Genomic DNA, 13,004 nt, shown 5'->3' with positions numbered 1-13,004 from the left:
ACAATGCGTATTCCACAGATGAAAAAAGAAGACAGGGAAATAGAGAAGTTAATAAACGAAGCGAAGGATTATTATGAAATCATCTCTGATGAACGTAGCCGTATCTTCATAAAAAATCGTCGAGCTTTTTACAGGAATATTATTGTTTACAAACATATGATTCGAGTACTTACCAAAAAACAAACGTTGATTCAACAGTTAGAAAAAAACATTAAGGAAATTGATTCCATTCCAGGAAATAAATCTTTTTTGATAAAAAAGCTAGTGAAAGAAATGAACAGTTACAGCGAAAATATTTTCCTTTTATACGAAAACAAGATCATTCTTAACACGGATCTGCAGAAAGAAACAAAAGCAGCTATGCAGGTAACAATCAATAATCTAATTGATGAATTACAGGGAGCAGAGCTTTATAAATGGAATTTTGTATTTCCTATTGCAAACAGTATTATTGAACTTTTTTTCGAATTAGATAAGCTGGAGAGAATTGTTCGAATAAGTGAACTGAAAGGAAAATAGGTTGACAGTAGATGTGAAATAAGACCAGAACCTCACCAGGTACTGGTCTTTGTTAGTTTTCATCAGTAATAGTTAAAAACTATCCAGATTGTCTAAGTTATTTTCTTTTATCCCGTCTGGCTCACTGCGGATTATATCCCTGCCATACTTATGGAATACATCAACACCGGCTATCTTTCCTGCCTTTGCCTCATCCAAAGCTGACAGATAGTCCAGTTCTCTTCCACTTGTTGTTTTGAAAGCAATGATATCACCATCATCATTTTTTCGAACTGCAGCTATTTGTTCCTGACCAGATTTAATTTCCGTTAATTCTTCTGTGTCACTTTGGCTCTTGTAATCATTATATATCTTCTCGAAATCCCTATTGTCCACAAATACACCTCCCGAACATATTCTTAGTATGTTCGGGATCTTTTTGATTTATTCCAGGAGTAGATTAGCAATCCAATCATAACCATGGTTTGTCCTAGAAAAATAAGTGCATCCCAGAAGTATGGATTTCCAATAGGGTTCATTAATTCAGGTAATGTTTCTGAATATGCGTAAAGGGCTTGTGGAATGAAATAGAATAGTAGCAAGCCAAAAGTTAATAAAACGCCACAGATATAGAAAATCCCATACAAGCGAACAAACTTCTCTTCATCCTCAAATGTTTGAGTTGTGGAGTCTTTTTTTATGAACGGAAACCATTTACTTAAGTATTGCTTACTGTTTTCCATCAAATTGTAACAACCAGTTAAATTTTCAAACAGGTAATATAAATCTGTCTTCATATAAAAACAGCATTGATAAATCGTTTTTATGAATATATCCAATATTATAAGTGCAAGAATACCAGTGATAAACGAATTACCTTCTAGAAAAATAAGACTTATAGCAAATGTAATAAAAATTACCAGTTGGTCAAGACATATACCGCCAAGATATAAACTATTGCGTTGCCTGGGTGAGAGCTTCCATGCGGGGGATAGGTCCGTTTCAAATACGACTAAAAATAATCGGTGTCCTACTTCCAGTTTAGCCGGCAAATTATGTGAACGTACTGCTAAAATATGGCCGAACTCATGAATTAGTATTAAAAGTAGAGAAACACCCATATAAGTTAAAACATTAAACATCATCGCATCAAACAGAAACAAATCCTGATAGTTAGGTAATAACTGTGGATTCATAATTAAAAGGAGAATATTTATACAAATAATAGTTGCAAAAAGCTTAGTAGTTATCTTGTTGAACACGAATCTTCCTACTCTAGGCGATAACCAAATAAACCCTTCCGGAGACTGGTTTTGTTTCGTAATCTGAACTGCCACTCCATCGATCTCTTTTGTCAAACCAAGCTCTAATAATTGTTGACCAAATGCTAGGAGATCCACTTCTTCCTCAGGATACTTTGGCTGTAGTTTTAGTTCTATTTCACCTAATGTTTCACCTTTATTGATAAAATCAATCGCATCTATACAGATTTTTGGCATCTCGTAAAATTCACCAGTAAGACTTTCTTCAACAATAAAATGCTTTTTATCTGGCCGAATCGTCAAGGGATATAAGGTTAGATTTGATTGGAGAGATAATTTCATTTTTTACACCACCACTCTAAAAATGGAAAAATAGGATGCTAGAATACTAGCATCCTTGAGAACTTTTATATTATACTAGCGCCCTACCCAGAAGCACCACCAGCACGTTACTTTAATTTTGCTAAGCTTACGGATTTTCATAGTTTCATTCACCCCCTTTATTTGGTTTTAGCATCTTCCTCCAAGCCATTAACCCGATCATGATAGCTTTTATGATAAGTGGCCAAGGAAGGGTATGATTTCTTAAAAATGTCTACCAGTTGTGGATCAAACTGTGTGCTTTTTCCATCCAAAATCTGTCGATAAGCTTCGTCTAAAGGTAAAGCCTTACGGTAAGACCTGGATGAAGTCATCGCATCAAAAGCATCCGCAATAGCAGCAACTCTAGGAAGAAGAGAAGTTTCCTTTCCCTTTAACCCATCAGGGTACCCCTTGCCATCCCAACGTTCATGGTGACTATAAATAACATCAATATTTTCGGCTATTCCATCTACTTCTTGAACTGCTCTAGCTCCTACAACCGGATGAGTCTTTATCACTTCAAATTCTTCCTTTGTAAGGCTTCCTGGATTTGTCAGGATAGAATCGGGAATATTTACTTTTCCTATATCATGCAATAGGCAAGCATAATAAAAGGATTTAAGTTCACTTTTCTTAATTTCCCCTGTCTCTTTCGCAAGTATCATTGCGTATTCTGCTACTCGTTCGCTATGACCACGCGTATAGGGGTCTTTTAGTTCTAATGTAGCTATAATTCCTTTAACAATACCTTCAAGTTGTCTATCATAGGAGGTCTCTACTGCTGTTACATAACTCAAAAATTTATGAAGTAAAATGAAGCCAATTATTGACAAAACCAGTACAATTAGTAATGGGAACAACACAACAGGATCCAGAAGAACCAACCCTACAATAATAAACTTTAAACTTGTCCCGACAGAAACTAAGTAAAAGAACTTTTTATTAACAAATATAGGAGAAAATAATACAATGACTATTTCTATTACATTTCCGTTACTATAAGTGGCTTCACTACCCCAATATACCCAAATATCATTAAGAATGTTTGTAGATGTAAAAGTTATAAAATAAATATATTTGATCAGCCAAGGATTTTGATTTTTCATTAAATAGTAGGATACTGGTAACAGACCCAGCATTATAATATACATCCAGTAATCAAGTCCGTGATTTGGTAGATTAGATATATTTCCCCATGGAGTATCAGGTAAAAAATAATGATAAAAGATATCGTATCCAAAGTAAATAATATAAAATAACCACAGAAACCATTTAACAGTTCGCTGTTCTTCATTTAATAATGTAGAGTTTCTTAGTTCTTTCTGCATTTTGAATTCCTCTCTGGTACTAGTATTCTCTTTAAATATATAAGTGCAATTATTAAAAGTATAAGGCAAATGAACATATATGTAAATAATGGTAGAATTTAAAAGAATTTTGACAGAGTATAGTATAGAATAAATTCCCATAGTAAAACCCTGAAAAGAAATAAATCCTCCCAGGGTTTGCTATTAGTAGTAGTAGTAGCAGTAAATCGCTACGTTCCACTATTTCATTTTATTTACATAGTTACGCTTGTTATCTGACATTCCAGCTAAACAAATGGATGCTGGGTCTTCATCGATATTCAACTTCACTGTTGAGCCGTCAGTTGGCAATGTTTCCTGAAAAATATCTTCGTATTCGGAAACCGTTACTTCTGTTCGTGATGAAAATAACGTGTTATGATTTTCGACGCGTAGGTTATCTTTATAGTCGGGTTGAAGAATACCAGTAAAGAACTCCCCGACTGCTCCTGAACCATAGCTGAACATTCCAATTCTTGAACCTTCCGCTAAGTCTTCCTTTTGTTCAAGCAGGGAAAGCAGACTAAGATACAATGAACCGGTATAAATATTACCAACAATTCTATTATAATCGGTACTGGCGGTATAGTTTTCAACTAACCGATCTTTGACATCCTCTGTACCCTCTTCCAAAACTGTTCGTAATGCTTTAAGTCCAATTTTTGTATAAGGCAAGTGAAAGCAAATTGCCTCAAAATCTTTCAGCCCTAACCCTGTCTTCTCTTTATATTGCTTCCAGACTTCAGTGAAAAATGCCATGTATTGTTCATTAGATAATTTACCATCGACAAAAGCCTTGTCCGAGTATACTGGACGCCAAAAATCCATAATGTCATTTGTGAAATAAACGCTTTTCTCTTCCAATTCCATTATTCTTGGATTTGCACTAATAACTAATGCAACCGCTCCAGCTCCTTGTGTTGCTTCTCCGGGAGTATTCAAGCCGTATCTAGCTATGTCAGAACCTAAGACCAGAACTTTACTTTCCGGATTCAACGCTATATGTCCTTTAGCCATTTGTATACCAGCTGTTGCTCCATAACAGGCTTGTTTTATTTCAATGGCTCTGGAATTAGGGTTTAATCCCAACAAATCATGAACGTATACTGCTGCAGATTTGGAGCTGTCGATACCAGATTCTGTTCCAAATATGACAAAATCAATATCTTTCCTGTCTTTTTCGTCCAAAATTTCCAGTGCGGCATTGGCTGCTAATGTAACTGGATCTTGCGTAATTGGTGCAATTGCCATCTTTTCCTGACCAATTCCAATGGTGAATTTTTCCGGTTCAACGCCTCTACTTTTTGCTAGCTGATTCATATCTAAATATATATGAGGTGCATAGAAACCTATTTTGTCAATTCCTATTTTCACGGGGTCGTTCTCCTTTGCTTACCAATATTTAATTATTGCCATATGGATAACATGCCCAAGCCATATGGAATTTAGTTAAATTACAGTTTACTACAAATAATATATTGATGGTAGTGATAGAGTTTGTGGATGTTCGAAAGATGCCAACTACACTAAAAACTTTGACATATAACAGAAAGTAATGTAAATTATTCAATGTACGAACATTAATTATATTTTTAGTTTAAATATTCGTTTCTAGGAGTGTAAATCATGGAAAACGTTTTTGATTACGAAGATATTCAACTAATTCCCGCAAAATGCGTGGTTAACAGCCGGTCAGAATGTGATACTACAGTAACTTTAGGTGGACACACATTTAAATTGCCTGTAGTACCAGCAAATATGCAAACAATCATAGATGAAAAGATCGCGTTATATTTAGCACAAAATGGTTATTTTTATATTATGCACCGATTTGAACCAGAGGCACGACTAAATTTCATTAAAGATATGCAGTCACGTGGGTTAATTGCATCAATCAGTGTTGGTGTAAAAGAGGAGGAATATCAGTTCATTCAACAGCTCACAGAAAAAAATATTTCGCCCGACTTTATTACAATTGACATTGCTCACGGGCATTCTAATGCAGTAATCCAAATGATTCAACATATAAAACAGCATCTTCCTAAAACCTTTGTTATCGCAGGAAATGTTGGTACGCCAGAAGCTGTAAGAGAATTAGAGCATGCTGGGGCAGATGCGACAAAAGTCGGTATTGGACCAGGAAAAGTATGTATTACGAAGATCAAAACTGGATTTGGAACTGGTGGTTGGCAGTTAGCTGCATTACGCTGGTGTGCAAAAGCAGCAAGTAAACCGATTATTGCTGACGGTGGTATTCGCACCCATGGTGATGTAGCTAAATCAATCAGGTTTGGCGCAACAATGGTAATGATTGGCTCACTTTTTGCTGGACATGAGGAGTCTCCCGGAGAAACAATCGAACAGGATGGAAAGCTTATTAAAGAATATTTCGGTTCGGCCTCAGAATTTCAAAAAGGTGAAAAAAAGAATGTAGAAGGTAAAAAAGTATATGTAGAACATAAAGGCACTTTAGAAGATACGTTGATTGAAATGGAACAGGATCTGCAATCAGCCATATCATATGCCGGTGGAAACAAGCTCGAAGCAATCCATCACGTAGATTATGTTGTTGTAAAAAATTCAATCTTTAACGGTGATAAAGTATATTAGCAGGGAAAAATGCAGAGATCCAATATAGGGTCTCTGCATTTTAAATGTTTCGTACTATTAGCTACCCATTTTACGGCGAGTATTACTAGGCTTTTTCGTTAATTGACTTTTCATGTGCTGTGTTGAGCCATTTATATTGGTTGTATTTTTGTTAGTAGCTTGAGCTTGTTTCTTCTTATCCAGGTGTTGCTGCATTTTTTCTTGCATACTTAGTTTCTTTTCGTTAGACATTAAATTGTCTCCTCTACTATTTCTCTTACAATCCTATTATAATACATAAATCATGTTTATGGTTTATTTTTATAGCAATTTTCTAAAAGATTGTTGTTGCTTTTCTCGCAGGTTCTGAGCGTGTAAACGAGGCTTTTCCCCCAAGCGACGGTCGATATTTCTAAATAACAGTTGATTCTATGGCCACGAAGGTTGATATTTCTGGATAACGGATGATTCCATGCTCACGAAAGTGGATATTTCTAGATAACGGATGATTCCTTGGCATGAGGAGCCGCCAGCAATAAGTTACGTCGCAGTTTTATAAACTTCATAGTTAACTAAACTTAGCGTATATAAAAACTTGCTCCATCAACCATTTCCACTTCAGAGTACTTGCGTAAATCCTTCATCAATGTAAATAATGCATCGTCCTTCTGTTTTGCTTCAATCATACAGTCAATTTGAGGTACGCTTCCTTTTATTTCACGCAAAAAGTCCATAAACATCGAACTATCCACGTACTCAGCGTGAGCCCGATATTGTTTATCCGACTTTGGGCTTGAAATATGCATCTTTACAGGTAACTTCGTAGCAGTCCATGTATGAACCACACGTTCCCATTCTTTCTGCCAATTTTCTGTTTCACTGTGATTGGCAAGATAGTGGTGATAATCAAATACTAAAGGAACACCTAACTTCTCACACAGGTATAACGTTTCTGAAAGCGTGAATACCTTATCATCGTTTTCTAAAATAATCATGTGCTGCAAATCTGTTGATACAAGTGCCCAATTATGAATAAACCTTTCAAGCGCTTTTTCCTTATCTCCATAGCCACCACCAACATGCAATACACATCGATGCTGGTGATTGATACCCATCCCCTTCAACAATTTATAATGCATGCGAAGGGTTTTGACTGAATTCGCTAAAACATCTTTACCAGGTGAATTTAGCAATACAAAATGATCCGGATGAAAATCTACTCTAGTGTCAGGATGATTTATAAGAAATTCCTTTACTTGCCCAAGCGATGATTGTATAGCTTCTATGTAATTCCAACCCTTCAGTTCTGGATGAGTGGCTAAAGGAACAAGTTTAGATGACAGGCGAAAAAACGCAATATCGTGTGCTGCATTATGTCTCAAAAGTCTGAGACAGTTATGTAGATTAGTTTGTGCGATCTGTTCCAATTTACCTATAGCAGCCTCCTGATCTTCCATCTTGGAAAATGTCTTATATGTCATTGTTTTGGATGGAGAGGCATTTTGTAAATGCACGCTCATTGCTACATAACCAAGACGAACCAAAGTCATTTGTGCACTCCCCTAGTTTAACTATTATTATTTTAACCCTACTACAACTGATTAATTCTTTAAGTCACCATCAGATATAGATTGTCCATTTCAGAAAAAAATAACCTATTATTTAATGACACTTGTCTTGAACTGTAAACGAGTATAGTATATATAGCTTATAAATATTATCGATTATGGAACAGAAAAAGTGGCATCCAGTTAATGTAACTGTCTTCACCCCATCTATAGAAAACTTGCCTTGTTACCCAACTTTAATGGTGAAATTCTTTTACTTTATTATCACAAAAAAAAATTAAAAACCCCTTTTTAGAGGTTTTCAATAGTTAATTAAGCGTTTCTTTCTGTTTAGTTTCCTTTTTTTCTTTGGTCTTATATTGGATAACAACTAAGACTACGAATATACCTAAGCCAATTATATCGGTACTTCCCTCAGGATAAACCAGCATTAGTCCAGTTAAAGCTGTTATAATTCTTTCAATCCAATTAATCTTCCGATACCAGAATCCAATCATACCCGCTCCAATTGAAATCATACCTAGAAATGCGGTCACCAGTGCAATTGCAACTTCACCCGCAGTAGCATTAATCATCAGAAGCTCTGGACTTAAAACAAACATATAAGGAATAATATATGCAGCAATTGCCAGTTTTGAAGCGTTAAATCCAGTCCTAATTGGCTCACCACCTGAAATACCCGTTGCAGCAAATGCCGCAAGTGCAACTGGTGGTGTAATATCGGCTAAGATTCCGAAATAAAATACAAACATATGCGCTGCGAGTACTGGAATCGCAAATTGATATTGATCATTTAACGCAATGATAGCTGGTAAAGCAATCGTTGATGTAATAATATAGTTTGCTGTTGTAGGTGAACCCATGCCAATTATTATGGAGGTGACCATAGTAAAGAATAAAGTTAACAGCAATAGTGCCTGTGGTGAACTCGTAATAGCACCTGCAATATCTACAAGACTGTTTCCTAACTTCAAACCCAACCCGGTTTTCGTAACAACACCTACAATAATACCTGCACATGCTGTTGCAGCTGCTACACCTAAAGCTGTACGTGCACCTGTTGCCAAACCATCAATCAACTTACTGAATGTAAACTTGTTATCCTTTAAAAACATATTCGTATCTTTTCTAAACAAACTAATCACAATGGTGATTAGAATTCCATACATAGCTGTTCTTTCGATACTGTAACCCTTGAATAATAAGTAAACAATAGCTATTATCGGTAACAGCAAATATATCTTTTTTAGTGTTTCTTTTTTACTTGGTATTTGGTCCTTTGGCAATCCCATGAGTCCTAACCTTTTGGCTTCAAAATGGGTCATGATCCATATTCCTGAAAAATATAATATTGCGGGAATCGTTGCCGCTTTGGCTATTTCCCAATAACCAACACCAGCAAATTCGATCATTAAGAAAGCAGCAGCACCCATAATTGGCGGCATGATTTGTCCACCTGTTGATGAGGCAGCCTCTACTCCTCCTGCAAAGTTTTTACTATAACCCAGTCTTTTCATCATTGGAATCGTGTAGGAACCTGTAGTAACTGTATTCGCTACAGAGCTTCCTGAAATCGTTCCATTCAGAGCACTCGAGAAAATAGCAACTTTTGCAGGACCTCCGACACGACGGCCAGCTATTGCCAGTGCCAAATCATTGAAATACGTACCTATTCCAGTCTGTATCAAAAATGCTCCAAATAACAGGAACAGGAAGATATAGGTAGAGGACACAGCCAGTGGTGTACCTAAAATACCTTGTGTCGTAAAAAACATCGAATCAATTAATTGCTCAAGGCTAAGCCCTCGGTGTGCTAGCATACCAGGCATCTGACGACCAAATAATGCATAGACAAGGAAAAGTACAGCAATAATCGCAATTGGGAGACCAACTGCACGCCTTGAACCCTCCAAAACTAGAAGTATTGCTAATCCACCAATGACCATTTGGAATTGGCTTATCCCACCAATTTGCTGCACGATTGTTTCATAAAAAACCGGCCAGTAACCCGTCACAACTATGGATAGTAAGATTAAGATCCAATCATACCAAGCTACCTTATGCTTATTACTTTTCCTTCTAGCCGGAAATAGTAGAAAAATAAGGGACAAAGCAAAACCTAAGTGGACAGTTCTTTGTATATAAGCCGTATAAACGCCGAATGCACCAGTGTATAGTTGAAAAAGAGAAAAAGCAACTAACCCGAGTAACACAATCCAACCAGCAATGCCAGTTAATTTTCGTGCACTTGCCTCTATATCATATTTCTCCATGAGTTTTTGCTGGTCTTCTTCTAAAAATTGATCATTTTCCTTGTTTTCACTCACTTATCTTCACTCCTTTCAAATAATCCCATAGAGATATTCGTTCAACTAAAATAGTATACCATTCACCAGGTATAAAATATTTATTAAACTGAACCATATGTCCCTTTTCAGTTTTTTCTGTTCCCCAGACTAATCGATTCTCAGATACAGTTTTCCCATTTCTGATCTTTAAGGTTTGAAATATATTATCTAAGCTCGATACATGATACTTTCCGTTCTTGTATTCAAACTTTTCTCCTTCCAGGGCATTCGATGGCATCCCAATCCCAAATTCTTCATATACGATTTCATATTGTTCTATTGCGAGGTCGTCACGAACTTTGTACTTTTCAACAACATCTGTTAAGTGTATTGAATGCTTAAAAATAACCTGGAAAGTGTCACCTTTATTAATAGGTAGAAACGCTTCTAAATTATCTGTATTTCGTTCATAAAAGACTAAGGCAGTCTTGAAGGGAACCTGTAATACAATAAGAAGGATAATTAGGATGAGTATAGAAAATGTCAATTTTTTAAACTTCATTGTAATTCCGCCAATTCATTTATGTAGTGAAAATTCAACTGTATAGGAAAAATAGCCGGCAGTAAACACCTAAAAAACAGGTTTACAACCGGCCTTTCCATTACAAGCTTAATTTTCAAATAGTGCTCTCAACTATTCTAAGACGCCAATCTCTTTAAAGTATTTCTTAGCGCCAGGGTGTAAATCAATACCAATTCCATCTAATGCAGATTCTTTCGTAACATATTCACCTTTTGCATGCGTGATTTTATCTGTATTTTCGAAGATGGCTTTCGTAATGTCATAAACAACATCTTCAGAAAGACTATCAGTTACTGCAAGCATCGCCAGAACAGCTACAGTAGTTACATCTTCTTCTAGCCCGTAAGTACCTGCTTTGATAACATCAGTAGCGTAGTAAGGATATTCTTTAACTAGCTCATCAATCTTATCTTGAGAAATTGGAACAATACTTACATCTGTAGTTGCGCTTAATCCTTCTACAGCACCAGTTGGTGTACCAGATGTAATGAACGCAGCATCGATGTTTCCATCCTGAATTCCACCAGTTGACTCACCGAAATCAAGGTTTTGTGCATCAATATCATCCATAGAAATTCCATGAACTTTTAGGATTTGTTCAGCGTTAACATATGTTCCTGAACCAGGAGCACCAACTGAAACAGTTTTACCTTTTAAGTCTTCCACTGATTCAATTCCAGAATCTTTGGTTGTAACAATTTGAATTGTTTCTGGATAAAGTGATCCAATAGCTAACACATTATCAACTGGATTTCCTTCAAAAGAGTTAATTCCTTCGATAGCGTTAGCGGTTACATCTGTTTGAACAAATGCTAGCTGAGCTTCTTCTTCCTGCAAGGAAATAACGTTGTCAGCTGAAGCATTTGATGAAATAGCATCTGTTTGAATACCTGTTTCGTCTGTTATAATGCTAGCCATCTCTCCACCTAGTGGATAATATGTACCACTTGTTCCTCCAGTCAACATGCTTAAGAATTCTGGAGCTTTTTCCCCTTCACCCTCAGATGCTGTATCTGTTTTACCGTCATCACCACATGCTACTAAAAGCATGGATAAAGCGAGTAACAAAGTAGTTATAAATAAAAACTTTTTCATTTTATGACTCCCCCTTATTTCTATTAGCTATCAGGTTTATTTTATACTTGTTCTACTATTACTGTCAATAAATTCTTAAAATTAGACCAAACTTTGTAACGGAAGGTTGATCAGTTTCTACCACGATTAAGATAATTAAACTACTACTCAGCTCCGTACACATCTATATTCCATAGACACTCTTGTTTCATACCTTATCTTCTTCTTTTTTTCATTCATCAACTGATTTTTTATTTTTTTTGTTCTTAATAAAAATATAAAGAAAAATAATCCCTACTATTATCGCTACTGCTATATATAGATAAATACTGTTATTTTTATAAAAAGATTTGAATGCTTGATAGCTGCCGTTAAAATAATTCCCTAACAGCAGCATGCCATATGACCACGGAAAAATACCGATAAAAGTAAAAAGTAAGTATGTGATAATCTTCATTTTACTCATTCCAGCAACGTAGGAAATGTAATTTCCAAGTCCAAATGGTCGTGAAAAGGACACACTCCATCTACCATACCGCGAGAAAAGTTTCTTAGCTTTTTTCAGTCCTTTTTTAGGGCTTTTTTGAAGTTTAATTTCGAGCTTGTGGCCAATAAAATATGGAATTAAGCTTGCCACACTGTAAACAACACTCATCCAGGCTGCGACCAATAAGTTATCCCAATAATCAAACGGAAGAATATAACCATAAGCTAAAATAACGGCTATACCTGGAAAAGGGAGTGATGACCCTTCTAAAAACATTGCTGTCAATAAACCAGCAAACCCAGCTTCTTTTAACCAAAACAAAATTTTTTCAACCACCATATCACTCCATTTTAATTAGACAGTCTCACCAAGTTTATCCTCATGGTGAAAATCCAAGGGATAATTAACCATCTTTCTCTCCAGTATCTAAAGAAAACTCCTTTGTAGTATGGCTCGTTTATCTTAAACAAGACCTCTACAAGAGGAGTTTTTTTACTTTCATCTATCTTTATTCATGTTTACATTATTATTAATCGGATAATTATGAGCTAACGCCCTTAAAATATTCACTCTCATGCAAATCTACAATCGCTTCATCTGCCTGTGCAGTTCGCATTGGGAACATGATTTAGACGACATCCACTATGTGACTGATTAATTTTCCAATACCTCTAAACAACCAAAAAACCATTCTGAATGGAAGCAGAGCAAATTCAGGAATCCAAAGTAATAGTTCTAATACACTATCTATAAAGGTATGTTCACCACTATTTTTCTTACCTTTTCTTGATTTTGCTTTTCTATTTCTCCACCATTCATTCATTTTCACTCTGCTCCCCTTCCATTAATTGTATAAATGAAATACGACATTATCTGAAGATAGGTTTCACTTTCAGAAACGAATATCAAGACGTTTATTTTTTGTAATTGTGATATTATCGTTTAA

At 35.8% G+C, this 13,004-nt stretch carries 12 protein-coding genes and 1 pseudogene; 2 read left to right on the top strand and 11 right to left on the bottom strand.

The window, feature by feature from the left end; translation table 11 throughout:
* Nucleotides 1–519, top strand: a pseudogene (locus tag ACOI1D_RS18820) (hypothetical protein); the annotation flags it as partial.
* Between the two features lie 72 nt (nt 520–591).
* Here the strand turns inward: ACOI1D_RS18820 and ACOI1D_RS18815 are convergent.
* The 4 genes from ACOI1D_RS18815 to ACOI1D_RS18800 form a co-directional block, all read right to left on the bottom strand.
* Entirely contained in the window at nt 592–894 is a 303-nt protein-coding gene (locus tag ACOI1D_RS18815) for a DUF3892 domain-containing protein (protein WP_422503422.1), read from the bottom strand.
* Nucleotides 895–917: 23 nt separating this feature from the next.
* Nucleotides 918–2,102 (bottom strand): peptidase, encoded by a 1,185-nt coding sequence (locus tag ACOI1D_RS18810; RefSeq protein ID WP_422503420.1) that lies wholly within the window; start codon nt 2,100–2,102, stop codon nt 918–920.
* 158 nt (nt 2,103–2,260) lie between these two features.
* A complete protein-coding gene (locus tag ACOI1D_RS18805; RefSeq protein ID WP_422503418.1) occupies nt 2,261–3,451 on the bottom strand; it encodes an HD-GYP domain-containing protein in 1,191 nt (396 codons plus the stop codon).
* A gap of 219 nt (nt 3,452–3,670) precedes the next feature.
* Nucleotides 3,671–4,843 (bottom strand): hydroxymethylglutaryl-CoA synthase, encoded by a 1,173-nt coding sequence (locus ACOI1D_RS18800; RefSeq protein ID WP_422503417.1) that lies wholly within the window; start codon nt 4,841–4,843, stop codon nt 3,671–3,673.
* A gap of 252 nt (nt 4,844–5,095) precedes the next feature.
* Here ACOI1D_RS18800 and guaC point away from each other — a divergent pair, with 252 nt between their 5' ends.
* Entirely contained in the window at nt 5,096–6,079 is a 984-nt protein-coding gene (gene guaC / locus ACOI1D_RS18795; RefSeq protein WP_422503415.1) for a GMP reductase, read from the top strand.
* A gap of 57 nt (nt 6,080–6,136) precedes the next feature.
* Here the strand turns inward: guaC and ACOI1D_RS18790 are convergent, their stop codons facing one another.
* From ACOI1D_RS18790 to ACOI1D_RS18760, 7 genes are all read right to left on the bottom strand, one after another.
* Entirely contained in the window at nt 6,137–6,310 is a 174-nt protein-coding gene (locus ACOI1D_RS18790) for a hypothetical protein (protein WP_422503413.1), read from the bottom strand.
* A 326-nt stretch (nt 6,311–6,636) separates the two neighbouring features.
* Nucleotides 6,637–7,608: a UV DNA damage repair endonuclease UvsE gene (gene uvsE, locus ACOI1D_RS18785; protein WP_422503411.1), complete on the bottom strand. Its 972-nt coding sequence runs from the start codon at nt 7,606–7,608 to the stop codon at nt 6,637–6,639.
* Nucleotides 7,609–7,934: 326 nt separating this feature from the next.
* Complete coding sequence (locus ACOI1D_RS18780) at nt 7,935–9,899, bottom strand: TRAP transporter permease (RefSeq protein WP_422503424.1); 1,965 nt, start codon at nt 9,897–9,899, stop codon at nt 7,935–7,937.
* Between the two features lie 46 nt (nt 9,900–9,945).
* Nucleotides 9,946–10,476 carry a DUF1850 domain-containing protein gene (locus tag ACOI1D_RS18775; RefSeq protein WP_422503410.1) on the bottom strand — a complete coding sequence of 177 codons (531 nt, stop codon included), beginning with the start codon at nt 10,474–10,476 and terminating at the stop codon, nt 9,946–9,948.
* Between the two features lie 132 nt (nt 10,477–10,608).
* Nucleotides 10,609–11,592 carry a TAXI family TRAP transporter solute-binding subunit gene (locus tag ACOI1D_RS18770; RefSeq protein ID WP_422503408.1) on the bottom strand — a complete coding sequence of 328 codons (984 nt, stop codon included), beginning with the start codon at nt 11,590–11,592 and terminating at the stop codon, nt 10,609–10,611.
* 211 nt (nt 11,593–11,803) lie between these two features.
* On the bottom strand, nt 11,804–12,394 hold the full coding sequence (locus ACOI1D_RS18765) for a DedA family protein (protein WP_422503406.1): 591 nt from the start codon (nt 12,392–12,394) through the stop codon (nt 11,804–11,806).
* A 292-nt stretch (nt 12,395–12,686) separates the two neighbouring features.
* Entirely contained in the window at nt 12,687–12,881 is a 195-nt protein-coding gene (locus ACOI1D_RS18760) for a hypothetical protein (protein ID WP_422503404.1), read from the bottom strand.
* Between the last annotated feature and the right edge of the window lie 123 nt (nt 12,882–13,004).

The sequence above is a fragment of the Virgibacillus sp. DJP39 genome (assembly GCF_049310925.1).
Classification (GTDB): domain Bacteria; phylum Bacillota; class Bacilli; order Bacillales; family Amphibacillaceae; genus Virgibacillus_F.
Note: the sequence above shows the minus strand (reverse complement) of the source record. Positions and strands in the feature narration are given on the sequence as shown.

Bases quoted from the DNA above. Each gene is read 5' to 3' on its own strand.
- ACOI1D_RS18805 (WP_422503418.1), bottom strand. From the start codon at position 3,451: ATGCAGAAAGAACTAAGAAACTCTACATTATTAAATGAAGAACAGCGA.
- ACOI1D_RS18770 (WP_422503408.1), bottom strand. From the start codon at position 11,592: ATGAAAAAGTTTTTATTTATAACTACTTTGTTACTCGCTTTATCCATG.
- uvsE (WP_422503411.1), bottom strand. From the start codon at position 7,608: ATGACTTTGGTTCGTCTTGGTTATGTAGCAATGAGCGTGCATTTACAA.
- ACOI1D_RS18790 (WP_422503413.1), bottom strand. From the start codon at position 6,310: ATGTCTAACGAAAAGAAACTAAGTATGCAAGAAAAAATGCAGCAACAC.
- ACOI1D_RS18810 (WP_422503420.1), bottom strand. From the start codon at position 2,102: ATGAAATTATCTCTCCAATCAAATCTAACCTTATATCCCTTGACGATT.
- ACOI1D_RS18775 (WP_422503410.1), bottom strand. From the start codon at position 10,476: ATGAAGTTTAAAAAATTGACATTTTCTATACTCATCCTAATTATCCTT.
- ACOI1D_RS18760 (WP_422503404.1), bottom strand. From the start codon at position 12,881: ATGAATGAATGGTGGAGAAATAGAAAAGCAAAATCAAGAAAAGGTAAG.
- ACOI1D_RS18780 (WP_422503424.1), bottom strand. From the start codon at position 9,899: ATGGAGAAATATGATATAGAGGCAAGTGCACGAAAATTAACTGGCATT.
- guaC (WP_422503415.1), top strand. From the start codon at position 5,096: ATGGAAAACGTTTTTGATTACGAAGATATTCAACTAATTCCCGCAAAA.